Genomic DNA, 19,074 nt, shown 5'->3' with positions numbered 1-19,074 from the left:
GACAACCGCCCTTCCAGGGGCGGGATAGGTTTAACGCATGGGCGTTGGAACCCACTTTTGGAAACTTTCTAGATGATTCCAGTAAGCTAAATAACCAGTAAATGCCCAAATCAATGCTGCTATAATTAATACTGCTACACCAATTAACCGCCAAGTTCGGTTTGTTTTCCAGTAAAGAGTTGGTGCGGCACAAACGCCACTCAAGCCGGTGAGAATAAAGCCGATTCCCGACATTAATGGTTGCTGTGTCATCCCTAAGTTGATGATGCGGATACCGATAACAATTGCAACTGAACCAGCGAAGAATGCGTAAATTGCTAGTGTGGCTAGATCCCAGCCGAAGGAAAGAGCGATCGCACTACCAATAAACAATATGCCAAATAAAAGCGTCGTTTCCCCAAAAGCGATGTTAAAACTACCTGTAATCGGCCAGGTAAAGGTCATGTGTAACCCAGTTGTCAATGCGATCGCCCCTGTAATCCCAAAACCAGGAACCCACCGTTTCTGGCGATCGCTATCTATCCCTCGATATACGTAATCGGCGAGTAAAAATAACCCAGCTACCATATTGATCAACATAAGTGTGATGTAGTCAATAAACACGATTTACCTCTAAATAGCTTTCTGGGTTCAAAATATACTGTTGCATAAGTTAATATTTCGCATATCTAACCAAAGAACGACATAGATATATTTCTATGGTTTTCGAGAACGTAGGCGCAACAAATATTCAAAACTCAGATAGAAAATATGAGAACGGTACTTAGCCCTTATTTTGATGCTCCAGGGCCTGCAAGATTCCTCCGGCGAGGAAACTTTGTCGAACATCCAGATGTGGCACAAAGAGGTAGTAAAATTCTTGCCGGACTGGAACAGGCTGGATGTGAGATAATTTCGGTATTGCCTTGTGAGCTAGACTTGCACCCATATATTCTGGCAGTTCATGACAAAGCTTATGTTAAGTATCTGGAAAATGCTTGGTCAAACTGGTCACAAATGCCAGATGCTAGTACGGAAATAGTACCAAACATTTTCCCCCATCGCCAGATAGCTCAGTTTAACGACAATCCAGTTGCTATGGCGGGTTGGTACATCGCTGATTGTGCAGCCCCTATCGGTGAATATACTTGGAGAAATGCATTGGGGAGTGTATCTGCGGTGATTGCAGGAGTAACGTGTCTGCGAGAGGGAGATGCTGCTATTTATACTTTGTGTAGACCAAGCGGACATCATGCTTCCCAGGATAAAGCAATGGGTATGTGCTTTTTGAATAATGCCGCGATCGCAGCCCAAGAACTCCGCAAACAGTTTTCCAAAGTTGCAATCCTCGATATTGACATGCATCATGGTAACGGTACACAGCAGATTTTTTATCAGCGCCGTGACGTTTTCACAATCTCAATTCACGGTCATCCAGCAAATTTTTATCCCTTTTATACTGGCTTTGACAGCGAACGTGGTGCTGGCGCAGGCGAAAAGTATAATTTGAATATTCCTTTACCTCCAGGCACGAATGAAGCTGCTTATATCCCAGCTTTAGAGCAAGCTATTGAGGTCATATCAAACTTTAAAGCAGAAGCCTCAATCGTAGCAACTGGCTTTGACACGTTTAAATCTGACTCGCTAGGGTGTTTTGCGCTTGAGTCTACGTCATACAATGAAATTGGCAGAAAAATTAAGTCACTTCAACTGCCGACTTTATTTGTGCAAGAGGGTGGTTACTATGTTGCAGCTTTGGATGAAAATGTCAGACAACTGGTCACAGGTTTTGAAAATGCTTAATTAAAGTTAATACTGTGCAAGAGTAACCGCAACCGACTGTTTTGTGGAGATTTCATTAATATTTGTAATCGCCACACAGAGTAATTTCCGCATTGATGGCTGGAAACACCAGTTTTGTTAAAGTTAAGGAATGTACTAAAGAAATGGAGTTGCTTTCTTTGTGTATACGCCCTTTGGTAGACTTGAAAACTGGAATAGCTAGATAAAACGACGCTAAGTCAAGCAGTTGAGAGGGCGACTCTGTGGAAAATACACTTGGATTAGAGATTATTGAGGTCGTAGAGCAAGCCGCGATCGCATCCGCTAAGTGGATGGGTAAAGGCGAAAAGAACACTGCTGACCAAGTAGCGGTGGAAGCAATGCGCGAACGGATGAATAAAATTTATATGCGCGGTCGCATTGTCATTGGTGAAGGTGAACGCGATGACGCCCCTATGTTATATATTGGGGAAGAGGTGGGTATCTGCTCCCGTCCAGATGCTAAAGACTTCTGTAACCCAGATGAACTCATCGAAATTGACATTGCCGTTGATCCTTGTGAAGGTACAAACTTGGTAGCATACGGCCAACCAGGCTCAATGGCTGTATTGGCAATTTCGGAAAAAGGTGGCTTATTTGCCGCGCCTGACTTCTACATGAAGAAGTTAGCAGCGCCTCCAGCAGCTAAAGGCAAAGTAGATATCAACAAATCAGCAACGGAAAACCTCAAAATTCTCGCCGAGTGTCTAGATCGCTCTATTGAAGAACTTGTGGTAGTCGTCATGAAGCGCGAACGCCACAACGATTTAATTAAAGAAATCCGCGACGCTGGGGCGAGAGTACAACTGATTTCTGATGGTGATGTGGGTGCAGCTATCTCCTGTGGTTTTGCTGGAACGAATATTCACGCCCTGATGGGTATCGGTGCTGCACCTGAAGGTGTAATTTCCGCCGCCGCTATGCGTGCTTTAGGTGGACATTTCCAGGGTCAGCTGATTTATGATCCTGCGATCGTCAAAACAGGGTTAATTGGCGAAAGCAAAGAAGCTAACTTGGATCGTCTCAAGTCAATGAATATCAATGACCCTGATAAGGTCTATGATGCCCATGAACTGGCATCCGGTGAAACCGTACTGTTCGCTGCTAGCGGTATTACCAGTGGTAATCTCATGCAGGGTGTACGCTTTTTTCATGGAGGAGCTAGAACTCAAAGCCTAGTTATTTCCAACCAGTCAAAAACTGCGCGCTTTGTGGATACTATTCATATGTTCGATCAGCCGAAGTACGTACAATTGCACTAAGCAATAAACTCTGAGGAGTTAGGAGCGATCAATTCCCTACCTAACTCCTCAGTTACCATTCACCACTTACCATTTACCATTTAGCAATTACCAATTAGCAGATGAATATAGCAGTGGTGGGGTTAAGCCATAAAACAGCCCCAGTAGAAATCCGGGAAAAGTTGAGCATCCCAGAACCTCAAACAGAAAGCGCGATCGCTCAACTTACCAGCTATCCCCATATTGACGAAGTTGCTATCCTCAGCACTTGTAACCGTCTGGAAATTTATATCGTCACAAGTGAAACAGAACACGGTATCCGGGAAGTAACTCAGTTTCTTGGCGAATACAGTAAATTACCTGTAATATCTTTGCGACAACACCTGTTTATGTTGTTGCATGAAGACGCTGTGATGCATATGATGCGCGTAGCAGCAGGTTTAGATAGTTTAGTCCTCGGCGAAGGACAAATTCTGGCTCAGGTGAAGAATACTCACAAACTGGGTCAGCAATATAATGGTATAAAAACAATTTTGAATCGGTTATTTAAACAAGCTTTAACAGCAGGTAAGCGAGTTCGTACGGAAACTAGCATTGGTACTGGCGCAGTTTCCATTAGTTCGGCGGCGGTGGAATTGGCGCACATGAAAGTGGAAAATTTAGCCGCTTGTCGTGTGGCGATTCTCGGTGCTGGGAAAATGTCACGCTTGTTGGTACAGCATCTAATTTCTAAAGGCGCTCAGCAAATTAGAATTTTAAATCGCTCTCGCGATCGCGCCCTAGAATTGGCTAAACAATTCCCCGATCAGCCCCTGGATATTCAACCACTGTCGGAAATGATGACAGTAATTTCCCAGAGCGATATAGTATTTACCAGTACTTCAGCTACAGATCCCATCTTAGATCGTGCCAAATTAGAAATGGTTTTAGAGCCGAGCCAGTCTCTAATGCTATTTGATATTTCCGTCCCCCGCAACGTCCATGCAGACGTAAATGAGCTAGCCAATGTCAAGGCGTTCAATGTGGATGATTTGAAGGCGGTTGTGGCGCAAAATTACGAAAGTCGTCGAAAGATGGCTCAAGAAGCTGAGAAAATCCTCGATGAGGAAGTAGAAGCTTTTGATGTGTGGTGGCGCAGTTTAGAAACTGTCTCCACCATTAGCTGTCTGCGCAATAAAGTCGAAACCATCCGCGAGCAAGAATTGGAAAAAGCATTGTCGCGCTTGGGTTCAGAATTTGCCGAGAAACATCAAGAGGTGATCGAGGCACTCACAAGAGGAATAGTTAACAAAATTTTACACGATCCGATGGTGCAATTACGAGCGCAGCAGGATGTGGAAGCCAGACGGCGATGTATGCAAACTCTGCAAATGTTATTTAATTTAGACGCAGAAGAGCAGTTTAGCTAAATTAATTTGGAATTTTGGATACATCCCGATCTAAAATCCGCCAAATACCTTTTAACAACCGTTGATACGGTGTTTATTAGGCGATCGCCTGAATGTTTTGAAGGAAGATATTCAAGCGATCGCCTAAACTTCGACTACCAAAATTATTAAATAATTAGTAGAAAATACACTAAAAAGTTAATCACATGGTATCGAGGCATCAATGACCTCACCCCCAACCCCTCTCCTCTGAGGAGAGGGGAGAAGAGTATCTTTTATGATTGGAGATGATTTTTCTTACCCCTCCCTCTCCTAAAAGGAGAGGGAGGCTGGGTGGGTGAGGTTCCGCCAAACATAGCAAATAGCATTCCTATCCAGTGGACATCAGGAATAGGAATGCTGTAGCCTTTTATGAGAATGTCAGCGGCTTATAACAGAGGTCTGGTTCTAGCGCGATAGTCCATTAAAGCGCCTTGACTAATAAAAGTGCGCCCATTTCTTCTGCTGGTAGGAATTTGTCCTTTTTGCAAAGCCATATACAGAGTACTTTGGTCTACACCTAAAAATCTAGCTGCTTGTACCAAGGAAGTACCTTGTTTGGATGTACTTCCTCTCCATCTGTTTCTATTTGAGAATGGTCTGAACATAGCGAAATGTAAAGAACAACTTAAGAAATCTCAACTTGTGACAGAACGAGTCGCAGAATTAACAATAATTCACAATCAAGCAAAACACTCCTCTGCTTGTTCAGAGGAGAACAACATGACTAATTCGATTTCATTCTAATTAGATCGGGGTCGAATTTGATTATAACAAATTATGAGGAAAGAACAATTTCAGACTCTACTGCAATTTTTCAAAGCTTTGGCAGATGAGAGCCGATTAAAGATTGTAGGTATTTTAGCGAACCAGGAGTGCAGTGTTGAAGAATTAGCGGTGCTATTACAACTCAAGGAACCGACAGTATCCCATCATTTGTCAAAACTCAAGGAACTGAATTTAGTGACTATGCGCCCAGAGGGTAATAGCCGGTTCTACCAATTAGATAGCGAAGCTTTGCAAAATATTAGCAAGGAAATTTTCACCCCAGAGAAAATGGCCTCCTTAATTGAGGATGTAGATGTTGAAGCTTGGGAAAGCAAAGTCTTGAGCAACTATTTAGAGAGTAATGGCAATAATACAGAGGAAGGACAACGCCTTAAGGAAATTCCCGCAAGCCGTAAAAAGCGCCTAGTCATTCTCAAGTGGCTGGTGAATAAATTTGAGGAAGGAGTTCAGTACCCAGAACGAACCGTGAATGAAACACTCAAACGCTATCATCCTGACTACGCTACCTTGCGACGAGAGTTAATTGGTTACAAGTTAATGCAGCGAGAAGAGGGGGTTTATTGGCGATATACCACAGATGTGAAAACCAGTCTCTAATTCGGTTTCCCAGAAGATGGGGTTACCTGAGCAGATTCACAGATAATTAGATATACTTCTAATTAGATGCTTATCTAATTAGAAGTTATGTATAACCAGCAGTTTCAACTCTTGCTGCACTTTTTCAAAGCTTTGGCTGACGAGAGTCGATTAAAAATTCTCGGTATTTTAGCTAATCGGGATTGCAGCGTCGAGGAATTGGCGGTGCTATTACAACTCAAAGAACCGACAATCTCCCATCATCTAACCAAATTAAAAGAATTAGATTTGGTGAGTATGCACCCTGAGGGTAACACCCACTTTTATCGGTTAGAAAGCGAAACATTGCAAAACCTGAGTAAGACAGTTTTGACACCAGAGAAAATAGTATCTTTATCTGAGGATTTTGATAGTGATTTGTGGGCTAATAAGGTGCTGCAAAATTATCTAGCAGGTGATGAACTTGTGCTACACCTCAAGGAAATTCCCGCAAGCCGCAAAAAGCGCCTAGTCATTCTCAAGTGGTTAGCAAGCAAATTTGAGCCGGATATTCAGTACCCCGAACGCTTAGTAAATGAAACACTCAAGCGTTATCATCCTGATTGCGCCACTCTGAGGCGGGAGTTAATTGCTTCTCAATTAATGCAGCGAGAAAATGGGGTTTATTGGCGTATTTAAAATAGAAAATGGCACTAAAAATAATTATCAGTAATAACACCACTTGCTACAAGTTGGAGAGTTTGTCCAACGCAGTTGCTCATCAATAACATTCAAGTACCCAAACGCGATCGCACTCAAACACGATCGCGTCAATATTCTGTTCGATAATCAGAAAAGTCATCCCGTCTTGGCGGTTCCAGTTGAGAATGCGATCGCAAATATCATCAATTAATCTCGGATTCACGCCCACTGCTAGTTCTTATTTTATGGGGATTCCTTCTGCCGTCTGCCTTCTCACTAAATTTGTGTTTCTTCCTCAGTAAAGATAGGAGGCCACAATTCAGTAATGGGCAATTCCCAACCAGGAAAAAGTTCTGGTACAGTTAAAATCTCGCCATTTTCTAAAACTCTAGGTTCGCCTGTAGAGCGATAAATTGTAACTGTCTGTTCATCAGGGTCAATCAGAATGCCGACGATCGCTCCCATCTCCACAAATTTCAAAATTTTAGCGGCTATAAGTTTAATTTTATCGCTCTGAGATTTAATTTCTACCACCAAATCAGGAACAAGTTCGCCAAAGTAACGAGGACTTTGGAGCAGCCGGGAAGCGCGAACAAAGGAAACATCGGGTGCTTTGAGGTTTGTATCTGGCATAATGAAACCGCCAGCCGAATCAAACACTCTTCCCAAACGACGAGGATTTACCCAAGCAAACAGAAAAGCAATGAGACGACTACTAATTTCGCTGGATACAATATCTGATGGCCCCACTATTGAAATTTTCCCATTATCGAGTTCCAGTTGGTAATCTAAACCTGCTTGGGTAAAAGCGGCTTGAACTTGCTCTAAGTCTTTGACTGTCATTATTGACATAAAAAGCTTTTTACACTATAATTACTACCTTGATTTTAGCATTCGCTATTTTCCCAAATACGCTTCCAAAAGTTGGGCATTCGTTTGAATTTGGGCGGGTGTACCGTCGGCGAGATTTTTACCTTCAGCAAGTACCCAAACGCGATCGCACAAGGACATGATCACGTCCATATTGTGTTCGATCATCAGAAAAGTCATCCCGTCTTGGCGGTTCCAGTTAAGAATTAAGCCACTTTTAAAGATTTACCTAATGTTTGTGGATCTGGTAAAGGCTGACCATCTTCTAAATACGATTCGATTAACATTTCTAAAACTTCCTGAGCATTTTTCAAAGCCTCCTCATAAGTGTCTCCATGAGTACAAGGCTGCATAACATCCAGGAAATCAGGTAATGAAACTACATAACATTCATCTTCATTTGACCATTGAATTAATATTGTATATTTCATGCTTCTGGTTCCTCCTTGTCCTCTGCTTCTATTTTATTTAATTCTTCTAGTGCTTCATTAACCTGCTTTTCTAAATATGGTTTAGCGTCACTACCATCTTTACCAGCAATGATAATAGCTTTAGATAATTTTGGATGTATCCATTTGCTATGATTTCCCTTTGCTGGTTTATAGGTAAACCCCGATCGCAGTAATAAACTTTTCAGTTCTCTAATTTTCTTGGGCATATACTAATTTGCCTTTTACCCAAGATTATTTGGGAATTTCATATAAGTTTATTTCCCTAAATACGCTTCCAAAACTTGGGCATTAGTTTGAATTTGGGCGGGTGTACCGTCGGCGAGATTTTTACCTTCAGCAAGTACCCAAACGCGATCGCACAAGGACATGATCACGTCCATATTGTGTTCGATAATCAGAAAAGTCATGCCGTCTTGGCGGTTCCAGTTGAGAATGCGATCGCAAATATCATCAATTAATCTCGGATTCACGCCGGCTGCTGGTTCATCCAACAAAATCAACTTGGGATTAGTCATCAGCGCCCGCCCCATTTCTAGCAGCTTCCTTTGTCCCCCAGATAAACCACCGGCGTAGTCATGGGCTTTTTTTGCCAAACCCACCGACTCTAACAAAAACATCGCTTGTTCTTTGAGTTGCTTTTCTTCCTTCGCCACCACATGGGGTTGTAATTGTACTTGCCAAAAATTCTCACCAGTTTGTTTTTGCGCCGCTAAGAGCATATTTTCTAACACCGACAACCGCGAGAGAGTCCGGGCTACCTGAAAAGTGCGGACTATGCCTTGCTGGGCGATTTGGTATGGTTGCAGGTGATGAATCGGTTCACCGTCAAAAATCACTCGCCCCTTATCTGGGCGGATGAAATTAGAAAGTAAGTTAAAAAAAGTGGTTTTACCAGCACCATTAGGGCCAATCAAACCTGTAATGCTGCCTTTTGCAACTTCTATGTTGGCATCATTAACGGCTTTAATTCCACCAAAGCTTTTAGAAAGTCCAGTAGCCGCCAGTAGGGGAAGTTGGGGTGATTGGTTATTTACCAAGGGTAAGTTCCTCCTTTTTCCCTAAGATACCTTGGGGACGCCAAATCATCAGTACCATCAAAATTAAACCGATAACCATGATGCGAAATGCACCCAGGCGGGCTTCGTCAAGGGGAATGATTTTCGGTAAGAATTCGCGAGTCAATGCATCATAAGCAAAGTAAACCACCGCACCCAAAATTGTGCCGATGTTATTCCCCGAACCACCTAAAATCACCATAATCCAAGCGTCAAAAGTTAGCTGTGGTTGGAAATTATCTGGGTAAACAGCACTCAGTTGCCAAGCGAAGAACCCACCAGCAATTCCCGCGATCGCACCGCCTAACATTAATGATTGTAGTTTATACCAAAAGACATTTTTTCCCAGCGCTTTGGGAATTTCCTCATCTTCGCGGATCGCTTTGAGGACTCGACCCCAAGGCGATCGCACTAACATTTCTAACCGCCAGAATACAAATCCTAATACCAACAGCGCTACCACCATTAAACCAGCTTTGGGGATGTAGTTATACAGGGTAACAATTCCCGAAATATAAATAATTATCGCCAACAACCCCAAGACAATCCCTACTCCCAAACGGGATGCAAATTCTTGTTTGCTAGTTTTTCTTGTCAAAGTCTCAGTAACGCCCGAAATTCTGGTATTATTTATCCAGCGCCACAAAGAAAACAAAGTTACAGCCAAAAGCAGCGTCAGCAGCCCCATCATCAGCAATCTAAAAAATAAATTAGGCGTTGTCGATAGAGGTATTGGGTAACTTTGAATACCAAAAGCTCCAGATATCCAAGTATTACCCACAGGTAAATCCTGGTTATTCACCACCAACCGAATCAGTTCGCCCACACCGATAGTGACAATACCCAGATAATCTTCTCGCAAGCGCAGAGTAGCGAAACCAATTACCAAGCCCAACAAAGCCGCGACAATAGACCCAAAAATCGCCGACAATAGTATGGGGACACCCTTTAAGGTCAACAATACCGTTGTGTATGCTCCCAAGGTCATAAAAGCAATATGACCAAAGTTAATTAACCCCGTAAAACCCCATTGCAAATTCAGTCCCAAACTGAACAGCGCAAAGGTGGCTGTAGAAATTGCTAAAAAAATTAAATATTCAAACATATAAATTTAGGCATTTGTCATTTGTCATTTGTCATTTGTCTTCCTCATCCCCCTCATCCCTTCTGCCCCCTAGCCCCTAGTCCCCAGATTGTAAAGGATCGTGCCGTCTTACGGTTAGCGATCGCCTAATTTGTGGGCATACTATTTTTGGGTTAGGGGTAATCAGAAAATATATGAATTTACTGCGAACGAGAATCCATCACTTAATCGATCAATTACCGGATGAGCATTTGCCAACCACTTGGGAAGTTCTTCACAGCCTGTATTGTGACCTTTATATGCTCCAAGCCATAGAACAAATCAAGCGATCGCAGCAACCGTGGGACATCTTAACCCAAGAAGAAGCGATCCGACTGTTAACTTTTCTCTGAGTGAGGCCTAGTGATTGTAGAAGTGCGCTATGCTAGGTCTTTTTTATTAGACCTGAAGAATTTAGAAGCATCTGCTTATGAGCAGGTGTATGAATTTGTCTTTATTGAGTTCGCCCACCACTGGCAGATGCGTTCTGTCCCAGAATTGCGGCAACTTGATAGTGAAGGTATATATCACCGCTTTACGATAGATAATTATTTAATTGGGATAGAAGTGATCGGTGAAATTGTAAAGTTTTTGCGTGTCATACCTATGCCAGATGTCTAAGGGCAGAGCTTAGGTCAACACTTAAAACTGTATAAGACAAAGCAGGGATCGCTATAACCTTACATTAAACTGGTTTTTGAAAAACACTTAAAGTTGAGATTTCCCTTATGGATGCTAGGGCACTTTGGCAACGATACCAGAATTGGTTATATTTCCACGAGGGATTAGGACTGTATCTTGATGTCAGTCGGATGCGGTTTGATGATACCTTTGTAGAATCGTTGCAGCCGAAGTTTGATAAGGCGTTTGCGGATATGGTAGCACTGGAGAAGGGTGCGATCGCTAATCCGGACGAAAATCGCATGGTTGGACATTACTGGCTGCGGAATCCTGATTTAGCACCGACTCCAGAACTCACTCAAGAAATTGTCCAAACCTTAGAACAAATCGAAGCTTTTGCAGAAAAAATCCAAACAGGTGCTATTCATCCTCCTAGAGCTAATCGCTTTACTGATATTATCTCCATTGGCATTGGTGGTTCTGCTCTAGGCCCCCAATTTGTCGCTGAAGCCCTGTCCCCTGATTTCCCACCCCTAAAAATTCACTTTATCGACAACAGCGATCCGGCGGGTATCGATCGCATTCTCACTCAGTTGCGCAATAGCCTCGCCAGTACTTTGGTTTTGGTGATTTCCAAGTCTGGGGGGACACCAGAACCGCGCAATGGCATGATAGAAGTGAAAAAAGCCTACGCTGGGCAAAATTTGGAATTTGCCCAATATGCCGTAGCTATTACCAGCGTCGATAGCAACCTGGATAAAATTGCCAAGGCTGAAGGCTGGTTGGCGAGGTTCCCCATGTATGACTGGGTGGGAGGACGCACCTCAGAAATGTCTACTGTTGGCTTAGTACCCGCCGCCTTGCAAGGCATTGATATTCGCGCCATGCTAGAAGGTGCGAAAGAAATGGATGATGCTACCCGACAAGCTGATGTAAAAAATAACCCCGCCGCCCTACTTGCCTTATCTTGGTACTATGCTGGCAATGGCAAGGGTGAAAAAGACATGGTTGTGCTTCCCTACAAGGACAGCCTGCTTTTATTTAGCCGGTATTTGCAACAGCTGGTAATGGAATCCTTGGGTAAAGAAAAAGACTTAGATGGTAACACCGTATATCAAGGTATCGCCGTTTATGGCAACAAAGGCTCAACAGATCAACACGCTTATGTACAGCAGTTGCGCGAAGGTGTACCCAATTTCTTTGCTACCTTAATCGAAGTTTTAGAAGATCGTAAAAGTCCATCTCCAGAAATTGATCCTGGAGTCACATCAGGCGATTACCTCTCTGGTTTTCTCCAAGGAACTCGACAAGCGCTGTACGAAAATCACCGCGATTCCATTACAGTCACCATTCCCCAAGTTAATCCTCGTACTGTCGGGGCGTTAATTGCTTTATATGAGCGTGCTGTTGGCTTCTATGCTAGCTTGGTCAACATCAACGCTTACCATCAACCAGGGGTAGAAGCTGGTAAAAAAGCCGCCGCTGCTATTCTTGACTTACAAAAACGTGTCCTAGAAGTGCTGCAAAACGAAAAAACTGCCCTTTCTTTAGAAGAAATTGCCGAAAAAGCAGGTGCAGCCGAACAAATTGAGGCAATTTACATTATTCTGCGTCACCTGTACGCCAATCAGCGAGGTGTGGTACTGCATGGTAATCTCGCACAACCCAGCAGTTTAAAAGTTTCTGTCGGCTAATATAGGTTTTCACAAACACATTTTTTTTATTGTTAAGCATCCTAGTGTTAGAGAGCAAATGTAATATTAGGATGCTTAACTTTTGTGTTTTTGTCCTTACAGCCATTTTCAGGTAAAAATACCACCCTGTAGGGGCAAAGCAGTGCTCATTGGTGTCAACTTAACGTAAAACCCTTGCCAAGATGTGATTTGATACAAAATCACGTACCACCAAGATCCGCGCTACCCCACCCCAGTTTTGCTGACGCAAAACTTCCCCTCCCCGTAAACGGGGAGGGGATTGAGGGGTGGGGTAAAATGCCTGTGGAATCAGCGTTTTGACTTAAGTTGACACGTATGAGCAGTGCTGTGCCCTGACGATGTGGTGAAATACGTGAAAACTGCTGTAAAGATTGGTTTGGGAAACACCAAAACACAAACCAAAGAATCATTTTACTAATACCAATTCAAATAATATTTGCGACACATCAATATATTGCCTGTATGGTGAAATTTAGATCCCCGACTTCTCGAAGAAGTCGGGGATCTAGGGGAGCAACTTTTTTTTCTATTTCCTGGAACCACCTGTTTCAGTATTTTCTAGGGCCCTTTCTGTACGTGAATACGGATTAGTTTTGGGTTCCCAATCTGGAAACAACCCAACAAAAAATTGGTTGATTGTTGTGCGAGTATGTAAGCTGGCAGTACTTAAGGGTTTAGGTAGGAAGCTATCTCCAAAACCCACAAATATCAAGAACAACAAAATCAACCATGTGCTAGCTGTCTTGTGATGCATTTTTTTATACCCAGCAACAGTTTATTCATAGTTTAATCGACATTTTTTGCAAACAGCCACATCTTTATTTCTTCTTTGAGCTACCTCAAAGACAGCATGATAAATTTTTGGCAAATTGAGGGTAAGATCATTTCAGAGGGTCGCACAGATGACCAACTCCACTCTCAATTTCCCCACTGCATCCGGACATCAAGTCTTAGCAGCCGCAGGCAAAAAATATCTGCGTCCCGGTCGACGGATAGCTACCGAACAATTACTTCAATGGGCTGATTTTCAACCAGGAGAGACCGTTTTAGAGCTAGCTTCTAGCTTTGGTTATAGTGCTATCTCTCTGGCGCAACGCTACCATGTAAAAGTAGTAGGAATAGAAAAAGATACTGATAGTGTTACCCGTGCGCGTGCCAATATTCGCGCGGCTGGCTTAGAAAATCAAATTGAAATCATTGAAGGTGATATATTTCACCTGGATAAAATACCTGGTAAGTTTGATTATGTCTTAGCAGAAGCCATTCTCACGATGCAATCTCCCCAGGGGAAAGCTAAGCTTTTGGCTGCAATTCATCATCATCTTAAACCGGGAGGAAAATTTCTCTCTCATGAACTATTAGCACGTAACCAGGAAGAAGAAATTCGTGCTGATTTAGCAAGGGTAATTCGAGTTAATTCTACACCACTTTCACAAGCTAACTGGATTACTGCTTTGACAACAGCTGAGTTAGAAGTGCAGCAGCATCTCACTGGTTCTCTGAATTTATTAAATGTGAGAAAGATGTTGCAAGAAGAAGGAATTTTTAACACTATGCGGATTCTTGGGAATATTTTGACGCAGCCATCCATCCGTCAGCGGGTTTTAGAAATGCGCCAGATATTTCATAAATACCGCCATGAATTGGGCTACATAATTATATGCGCTGTTGCTGAGTAACATCACGAAAAATATGAGTTCTACAATCACAACAAATCAATCTTTTTTTACTCAACTGCGAGAACAAATCGAATATCCCGGTAGTGGAGTTCTCAGCAAAGTGTTGCTCAAAGATAAAGCTTGTCAATACACATTATTTTGCCTAGCAGCTAACACTGAAATTTCTGAACATACGGTCACACGCAATGCCACAATCAACGTCATTGCAGGCAAGGGTTTCCTGAATTTATCAGGTGAAAATATTGTTCTTGAACCTGGTGTTTTAGTTTTTATGCCTGCTAATACACCTCATGCTTTACAGGCACAAGAAAATCTGTCATTTCTGCTCATACTTTCAGAAAAAGTAATTGAGGAATAAATTATGCGATCGCTAATTTCAACTTTCAGCCAAAACTTAGGCTTTTCAACGATTCAGGTAGAAGCAATACTCTCAAAGCCGCTAACCGAAGTTCTCAAATCCCCTGAATTAAATCAAGAACTAACTAGCTTAGACAGTAATTTGCTGAAGAAAACATTACCAACAGCAGGCGCAGTTTTAGCCAAAGAACTACCACCTTTTTATAACTGGCTGAAAAATGAATTAGGAGTGAAGCGTGTTCCAGATAGCCCAGACCATACCACAGCTTGGGTAATTGGGTTTGTCCATAATCGCGAAAGTCTGACTAGCTTAGTAGATTTACACCGCCCTGTACCGCGTGCAGCTTTAGAGGCTTCTGTTCCGCGTTTGGTGGAGTTATTTGCTGGTGTAGAAAATGCCCAGATACGCCAAGAATGGCAAAAAGCGATCGCGGCTTTGTGTCTCATTCTCGTTGTCGCTGCGCGTGAACATGATAAATTGACTGTAGCTGCTTGATAATAGTTGGGTAATCCCCACGCTACAAATCCTACGTTAGCTTTCTCTTTGCCCAGATATCGTAGGGGCGGGTTAAGCGAGATCGTCGTGAATAATTTGATCATATCTGTGAACCCGCCCCTACTGCTTGTGAGAAATGCGGGAAATCTACAAGTAAAGCTGACTATTGTGTTGTTAAAACAGTTTTACCAACAGAACTCTCTAGTTCTACATCTTCGAGAAACATTTCGTTAACTGTTTTTTGACGGTAAATCATCATCTCCCTTACCCAAGTGCGTAGGCTACGCCCGCCGCAGGCATCGCCTTGTTCCATGTATTTACCAATGCAGTAACCAGAATACTCAATATGCTTTGTTTCATCATAGATTAACAAATCAGACATCCGAGTCACTCTAGGTAAATTCTCAGGTGTTGCATAAGCTTGCAATACAGGACGTAGCAATAGTTGTAGAATCAAAGCCCGAATTTCTAGGAGATTGATTTGGATAATTTCATCCATCACTCGTTTTTCATCTAGCACCTGTTCAGCAGATACTGGTTCTATAGATGGATGTTTGTGATGATAGTATTCAGGTGATAAAGCTTGCAATTCAGTGCGAAAATCAGCCTCTATTTTTGTCGGAAAAATCATGTTAAGTAGCGCCACAAACATTTTTGAGTGGCGCGATTCATCAATAGCATGACTGCGAACCAACTCTGCAAATTGCTGATTTCCGATGTGGTTAGCAAATTGCCAAACTTCTCTAGCACCGTTACCTTCTTCAGTTGCGTTGGTGATTAAGGAGTTAGCAAACCATTCAGCGTCACGGGAATACTGACGATATAATTTACCGTACCATGCCTTACCATGTGGTGGCGGGTTAAGATTACACGCCTCCCTCAACAAAGTTTTATAATCTTCAGAAACTTGGCAATTATAACGTTGCAAATAGTCGATTGCTAACTCACTAACTTTGTTCATAACTTTCCTTTGATGCTACTGACAGCAAAATTATTATTTGAATTTTTACTTTAAAAGCGTGGTTGAAAAGTTGAATAAGAAAGGCAGAGGGTAGAGGAGACTGTTACCTATTGCCTTCTTGATAAATTACCAATGAATATTGACTATTATTTTTAAATTGCCGCAAGTGGATCTACTGGAGGCGGTGCTTTAATTTGGATGACAAATATGCGAATCGGATAAATCCGAATGGGGTGGATACGAATCGCGGTAATCTTAATAGGAAACGGACGATTCGGAGGAATAGATATATCCTCTATTGCCGCTACCCCACCTTTAATAGATTGCACATCTTCGTCAGTTAAATCAAACGAAATTGGTTCATCATCGAGATTGTCTATGTTTAACTGTCCCATACAATTTAACCTCAATTGGCTTTTTTCTTTTTTGGTCAACTTTAGAGACTATACAAAAGCAACTTACTTTAGATATATCGGAATCTTCTTTAGGGTTGGCATTGCTAGCCCTACAGCTATTAGTTAGTATGGTGCGTCAGTATGAATAATTTTTTGCTAGTTGCAGGTTATATCTGACTGATACACTATACATACATCTAGGATTCCTCGAAAAAAGCAAAAATTCTTGCTATCTTCAGTAAGCAAGCACAAAAAACATCGTCTGTTTGCATATTTTTGATGCAGAATACCAGGCGATGTGAGTTTATCAATTCTGATAAATTAGGAACATCAAAAAATAAATTATCTGATATTAATAGAGTGCTTGTTACTTTGCTACATTTCGGGTAAACGAAGTTATAGCAGCGCATTACACGCTCTAAAAATGGGATATTTTGTTAATTGCAAATCCCTAATTTAACAGAACAACTTATAGGATTAGACTGACAGTAAAGTATCTGGCGTTAGATACTGTTTTGAATATAGCTAAATTCGCCTAAATAATCTCGCCATTTTGGCTATGTTTTCCTAAAAAGCAGCCAAAATGGCTATTTTTTGTGTAAATATGTCAATATTATAACCAGACTTTTTAAGGTGGATAAAAATTCTCGTGCAATCCATTACTCTGTGACTTATTATCTCTGTGTTCTCTTCGCTTCTCTAGTTATATAAATTACTGTTTAACCGCAGAGGACGCGGAGAACGCAGAGAAAACACAGATTTTTCCAGTTACCTTGAAAGGGCTAGTCTGAGAATTAACTATTACCTATATTCAGAAAGTGACGTATCCGAGAAACTATATATTGTACGTTCTTTTCATTTGTATATTCTGGATTGATGGGAATTTGTTGGTAAAATCGCAACACAATCACAGCACGGTAAAGCTTAGAGTATTTAAATTGCTTCTCTTGGATATCAAAACGCAAAATCGATTCTAAAGGATATTCAATGATTTGTTGACTACGTAAGCCTTTACGCTCTATAAATACCTTATTAAGGCTTTTGTAAAAAGTACATTTGCTTACAGGTGTTGTCGCCAAAAAAGCACCGATAGCTGTAAGTATCAACATAAATAAGCTGACAAAAAATACATAGCTGTGCTGGGTTTCGTATACAGAGTAATAAGTTGCATGAGAATTCAGAAATTTATTAATTTCTCCAGCTAATTCCTGATTTTTTTGATAACTGAGATGTGATAAAAAAGCATATTTATCAACGGGTGTCACAATGATAATTTCATAACTGCGTTCCCCTTTGCTGCTGGTATGTGTCTGGATGTATGCTGCTTGAGGCTCAAAAATTTTCAGCTTATTCATACCTCCTAGTAAATTAAACCGCTTTAATTCACAGTTCACTAAGTCGGATTGGGGACGCTTACAAGTTAGACTAGCTGAAGCAGATTCAAAAAATATGCAATAAATCAAAAAGCTCAAACCGAAAATTAAAATAATCCCACCGCTGAACCAAATTCTTATTGGTTGGTGCTTTACCTGCAATCTGGTGCGGGTTTCTTCGACAATTTTCATCAGTGCCGCTCTACTAAATAGTAGACTACAAGTAGAGTATTCCCTTCATAGTCTATTTTTCTATCATTGGATACTTTGAATTCGCTTATATAAGAAACAGTTATAGACTATTGAAATCCTAAATAGCCATGACAGAAGAAAATAAAATCTTGGAAAAGCTCATCATCAGGCTCCATAGTAGAAGCTTATCTGAAGATATTTCTAACCAAATTATCAAACTTGGTAAGCCAGCATATAATTACTTACTCCAGAGAATTGATGATCCAACACTTACGGAATATCAAGTTGAGAATATACTTCATGTTTTATATATTATGAGGTATCATGGCGATATGAAGGTATTTGTTAAAAAACTGTTATCGTTTATCCAAGATGAAAGAGTATTAGTTCGTTCTGTAGCATCACATTTGTCAATTTGCTTGGTTCTGATGGCAGAGGCTTTTAAAGAATTAAACATTCCTTTACAAAGAGAAATGCTAAAACCCTTACTCCAAAATGCTTTGGCTAGGGAACTATCGCCAGGTGTTGCAGAATTCGCAAAACATTTCTTGGGTATTTCACCTTAATCTGTCAGTGATATTGCACCAGAGGCGATCGCATCTAGTTTCTGCATATCAATTATCGTCATCTTCCCACCGCGACTATAAGCAATTATCGACTTCAAGCTTTTAATTAAACGCACGCATTCCTCGTAAGAAATCCCCACACTCCGCGCCATGCGATAATAAGATAATTTAACTTTTAAATGCTCACCTTGGGGAGTTAATTCAGTTCCAGATTCAGCAGCAAAATATTGAATTAACCTCGCCAGTCTGACAATCGCCCTTTCGGAAACTAATCCATGAACTGTTTCATGCAATTGCTGAATCCGATTATTAAAAACCATCAACATCCGTAAAGCAATCTCCGGATTTTGTTGGATAGCTGTTAATAAAGCATCTCTTTCTACTGTGAGAATTTCGCAATCAGATTCAGCAGTTACAGTTGCGGGGGAAATTCCATTACCTAACAAAGCAGGTGCAGCAAAAATTTCCCCATTGGTTAAGGTACGCAGAATCGTTTCTTTACCTGTGGTTGCTGTTTTGGTAACTTGAATAGCACCACTGACAACAGCATATAATTTGGCGGGTAAGGAATCGCCTTCATGTAGAATAATCTCTCCTTTGGTATAACGTTTTACCAAGGTTTGTGGTTGCAAATTTACCTTGTCTGCTATTTCTAAATCTGCAAACACGGTAATTTTAGAGAGTTGTTCTAAAGAGGCTTGCATA

25 protein-coding genes and 2 pseudogenes are annotated in these 19,074 nt (G+C 41.5%); 13 read left to right on the top strand and 14 right to left on the bottom strand.

Going from position 1 to position 19,074, the window contains the following annotated elements; all coding sequences use genetic code 11:
* Positions 1-30 precede the first annotated feature (30 nt).
* A complete protein-coding gene (locus AACU32_RS09720) occupies positions 31-579 on the bottom strand; it encodes a DUF981 family protein (protein ID WP_339377711.1) in 549 nt (182 codons plus the stop codon).
* 171 nt (positions 580-750) lie between these two features.
* Between AACU32_RS09720 and AACU32_RS09715 the strand changes: the two genes are divergently transcribed.
* The 4 genes from AACU32_RS09715 (at position 751) to AACU32_RS09700 (ending at position 4,600) form a co-directional block, all read left to right on the top strand.
* On the top strand, positions 751-1,782 hold the full coding sequence (locus AACU32_RS09715; RefSeq protein ID WP_096599379.1) for a histone deacetylase family protein: 1,032 nt from the start codon (positions 751-753) through the stop codon (positions 1,780-1,782).
* Between the two features lie 242 nt (positions 1,783-2,024).
* A complete protein-coding gene (glpX, locus tag AACU32_RS09710; RefSeq protein WP_096599378.1) occupies positions 2,025-3,062 on the top strand; it encodes a class II fructose-bisphosphatase in 1,038 nt (345 codons plus the stop codon).
* A gap of 101 nt (positions 3,063-3,163) precedes the next feature.
* Complete coding sequence (locus tag AACU32_RS09705) at positions 3,164-4,450, top strand: glutamyl-tRNA reductase (RefSeq protein ID WP_096599377.1); 1,287 nt, start codon at positions 3,164-3,166, stop codon at positions 4,448-4,450.
* Positions 4,451-4,456: 6 nt separating this feature from the next.
* Entirely contained in the window at positions 4,457-4,600 is a 144-nt protein-coding gene (locus AACU32_RS09700) for a hypothetical protein (protein WP_339377710.1), read from the top strand.
* A 257-nt stretch (positions 4,601-4,857) separates the two neighbouring features.
* Here AACU32_RS09700 and AACU32_RS09695 read toward each other — a convergent pair whose 3' ends face one another.
* Positions 4,858-5,076 (bottom strand): helix-turn-helix domain-containing protein, encoded by a 219-nt coding sequence (locus AACU32_RS09695; protein ID WP_096599376.1) that lies wholly within the window; start codon positions 5,074-5,076, stop codon positions 4,858-4,860.
* 172 nt (positions 5,077-5,248) lie between these two features.
* Here AACU32_RS09695 and AACU32_RS09690 point away from each other — a divergent pair, with 172 nt between their 5' ends.
* Together AACU32_RS09690 and AACU32_RS09685 are read left to right on the top strand one after the other, a co-directional pair.
* Positions 5,249-5,854 carry a DUF2087 domain-containing protein gene (locus AACU32_RS09690; protein WP_096599375.1) on the top strand — a complete coding sequence of 202 codons (606 nt, stop codon included), beginning with the start codon at positions 5,249-5,251 and terminating at the stop codon, positions 5,852-5,854.
* A gap of 87 nt (positions 5,855-5,941) precedes the next feature.
* Complete coding sequence (locus tag AACU32_RS09685; RefSeq protein ID WP_096599374.1) at positions 5,942-6,511, top strand: DUF2087 domain-containing protein; 570 nt, start codon at positions 5,942-5,944, stop codon at positions 6,509-6,511.
* A 94-nt stretch (positions 6,512-6,605) separates the two neighbouring features.
* On the opposite strand, the pseudogene AACU32_RS09680 reads toward AACU32_RS09685, so the two are convergent.
* The 7 genes and pseudogenes from AACU32_RS09680 to AACU32_RS09650 form a co-directional block, all read right to left on the bottom strand.
* Positions 6,606-6,752, bottom strand: a pseudogene (locus tag AACU32_RS09680) (ABC transporter ATP-binding protein); the annotation flags it as partial.
* Between the two features lie 38 nt (positions 6,753-6,790).
* Positions 6,791-7,366, bottom strand: a complete 576-nt coding sequence (locus tag AACU32_RS09675) for a Uma2 family endonuclease (protein ID WP_096599373.1) — start codon at positions 7,364-7,366, stop codon at positions 6,791-6,793.
* A 45-nt stretch (positions 7,367-7,411) separates the two neighbouring features.
* A pseudogene (locus tag AACU32_RS09670) lies at positions 7,412-7,591 on the bottom strand (ABC transporter ATP-binding protein); the annotation flags it as partial.
* Positions 7,591-7,815 (bottom strand): type II toxin-antitoxin system HicB family antitoxin, encoded by a 225-nt coding sequence (locus tag AACU32_RS09665; RefSeq protein ID WP_096599372.1) that lies wholly within the window; start codon positions 7,813-7,815, stop codon positions 7,591-7,593. The gene AACU32_RS09665 and the pseudogene AACU32_RS09670, both read right to left, overlap by 1 nt.
* A complete protein-coding gene (locus tag AACU32_RS09660) occupies positions 7,812-8,042 on the bottom strand; it encodes a type II toxin-antitoxin system HicA family toxin (RefSeq protein WP_096599371.1) in 231 nt (76 codons plus the stop codon). Before AACU32_RS09660 ends, AACU32_RS09665 begins: the two co-directional genes overlap by 4 nt.
* Positions 8,043-8,090: 48 nt before the next feature.
* Positions 8,091-8,873 carry an ABC transporter ATP-binding protein gene (locus tag AACU32_RS09655; RefSeq protein ID WP_096599370.1) on the bottom strand — a complete coding sequence of 261 codons (783 nt, stop codon included), beginning with the start codon at positions 8,871-8,873 and terminating at the stop codon, positions 8,091-8,093.
* The gene (locus tag AACU32_RS09650) at positions 8,863-9,996 is read right to left on the bottom strand and encodes a branched-chain amino acid ABC transporter permease (RefSeq protein WP_096599369.1); all 1,134 of its coding nucleotides are present in this window, start codon (positions 9,994-9,996) and stop codon (positions 8,863-8,865) included. The genes AACU32_RS09655 and AACU32_RS09650 overlap by 11 nt, the downstream gene beginning before the upstream one ends.
* Before the next feature lie 173 nt (positions 9,997-10,169).
* Here AACU32_RS09650 and AACU32_RS09645 point away from each other — a divergent pair, with 173 nt between their 5' ends.
* From AACU32_RS09645 to AACU32_RS09635, 3 genes are all read left to right on the top strand, one after another.
* The gene (locus tag AACU32_RS09645; RefSeq protein WP_096599368.1) at positions 10,170-10,367 is read left to right on the top strand and encodes a hypothetical protein; all 198 of its coding nucleotides are present in this window, start codon (positions 10,170-10,172) and stop codon (positions 10,365-10,367) included.
* A 10-nt stretch (positions 10,368-10,377) separates the two neighbouring features.
* The gene (locus tag AACU32_RS09640) at positions 10,378-10,635 is read left to right on the top strand and encodes a cytotoxic translational repressor of toxin-antitoxin stability system (protein ID WP_096599367.1); all 258 of its coding nucleotides are present in this window, start codon (positions 10,378-10,380) and stop codon (positions 10,633-10,635) included.
* 107 nt (positions 10,636-10,742) lie between these two features.
* Positions 10,743-12,329, top strand: a complete 1,587-nt coding sequence (locus tag AACU32_RS09635; RefSeq protein ID WP_096599366.1) for a glucose-6-phosphate isomerase — start codon at positions 10,743-10,745, stop codon at positions 12,327-12,329.
* Positions 12,330-12,876: 547 nt separating this feature from the next.
* Here the strand turns inward: AACU32_RS09635 and AACU32_RS09630 are convergent.
* On the bottom strand, positions 12,877-13,104 hold the full coding sequence (locus AACU32_RS09630) for a hypothetical protein (RefSeq protein WP_096599365.1): 228 nt from the start codon (positions 13,102-13,104) through the stop codon (positions 12,877-12,879).
* Between the two features lie 148 nt (positions 13,105-13,252).
* Between AACU32_RS09630 and AACU32_RS09625 the strand changes: the two genes are divergently transcribed.
* Genes AACU32_RS09625 through AACU32_RS09615 form a run of 3 tightly spaced genes read left to right on the top strand, consistent with a single transcriptional unit; the run spans position 13,253 to position 14,882 of the window.
* Entirely contained in the window at positions 13,253-14,029 is a 777-nt protein-coding gene (locus tag AACU32_RS09625; protein WP_096599364.1) for an SAM-dependent methyltransferase, read from the top strand.
* A gap of 13 nt (positions 14,030-14,042) precedes the next feature.
* Positions 14,043-14,387, top strand: coding sequence for a cupin domain-containing protein (locus AACU32_RS09620; protein WP_096599363.1), 345 nt, complete (start codon positions 14,043-14,045; stop codon positions 14,385-14,387).
* Positions 14,388-14,390: 3 nt separating this feature from the next.
* Positions 14,391-14,882: a hypothetical protein gene (locus tag AACU32_RS09615; protein ID WP_096599362.1), complete on the top strand. Its 492-nt coding sequence runs from the start codon at positions 14,391-14,393 to the stop codon at positions 14,880-14,882.
* Positions 14,883-15,045: 163 nt separating this feature from the next.
* On the opposite strand, the gene AACU32_RS09610 is transcribed toward AACU32_RS09615, so the two are convergent.
* The 3 genes from AACU32_RS09610 to AACU32_RS09600 all read right to left on the bottom strand — a co-directional run bounded on the left by AACU32_RS09610 (position 15,046) and on the right by AACU32_RS09600 (position 17,803).
* Positions 15,046-15,843, bottom strand: coding sequence for a hypothetical protein (locus tag AACU32_RS09610; RefSeq protein ID WP_096599361.1), 798 nt, complete (start codon positions 15,841-15,843; stop codon positions 15,046-15,048).
* A gap of 152 nt (positions 15,844-15,995) precedes the next feature.
* Positions 15,996-16,238 (bottom strand): hypothetical protein, encoded by a 243-nt coding sequence (locus AACU32_RS09605; RefSeq protein WP_096599360.1) that lies wholly within the window; start codon positions 16,236-16,238, stop codon positions 15,996-15,998.
* A gap of 794 nt (positions 16,239-17,032) precedes the next feature.
* Complete coding sequence (locus AACU32_RS09600; protein WP_339377708.1) at positions 17,033-17,803, bottom strand: hypothetical protein; 771 nt, start codon at positions 17,801-17,803, stop codon at positions 17,033-17,035.
* 128 nt (positions 17,804-17,931) lie between these two features.
* Between AACU32_RS09600 and AACU32_RS09595 the strand changes: the two genes are divergently transcribed.
* Entirely contained in the window at positions 17,932-18,369 is a 438-nt protein-coding gene (locus AACU32_RS09595) for a hypothetical protein (RefSeq protein WP_096599359.1), read from the top strand.
* On the opposite strand, the gene AACU32_RS09590 is transcribed toward AACU32_RS09595, so the two are convergent.
* The gene (locus AACU32_RS09590) at positions 18,366-19,073 is read right to left on the bottom strand and encodes a Crp/Fnr family transcriptional regulator (RefSeq protein WP_096599358.1); all 708 of its coding nucleotides are present in this window, start codon (positions 19,071-19,073) and stop codon (positions 18,366-18,368) included. The two genes, AACU32_RS09595 and AACU32_RS09590, sit on opposite strands and share 4 nt — an antisense overlap.
* Position 19,074: the final 1 nt, after the last annotated feature.

Origin of the sequence: Calothrix sp. NIES-2100, from assembly GCF_963875285.1 — a bacterium.
Taxonomy (GTDB): domain Bacteria; phylum Cyanobacteriota; class Cyanobacteriia; order Cyanobacteriales; family Nostocaceae; genus Aulosira.
The sequence above is the reverse complement of the archived record's forward strand: the minus strand, read 5'-3'. Positions and strand labels throughout refer to the sequence as shown.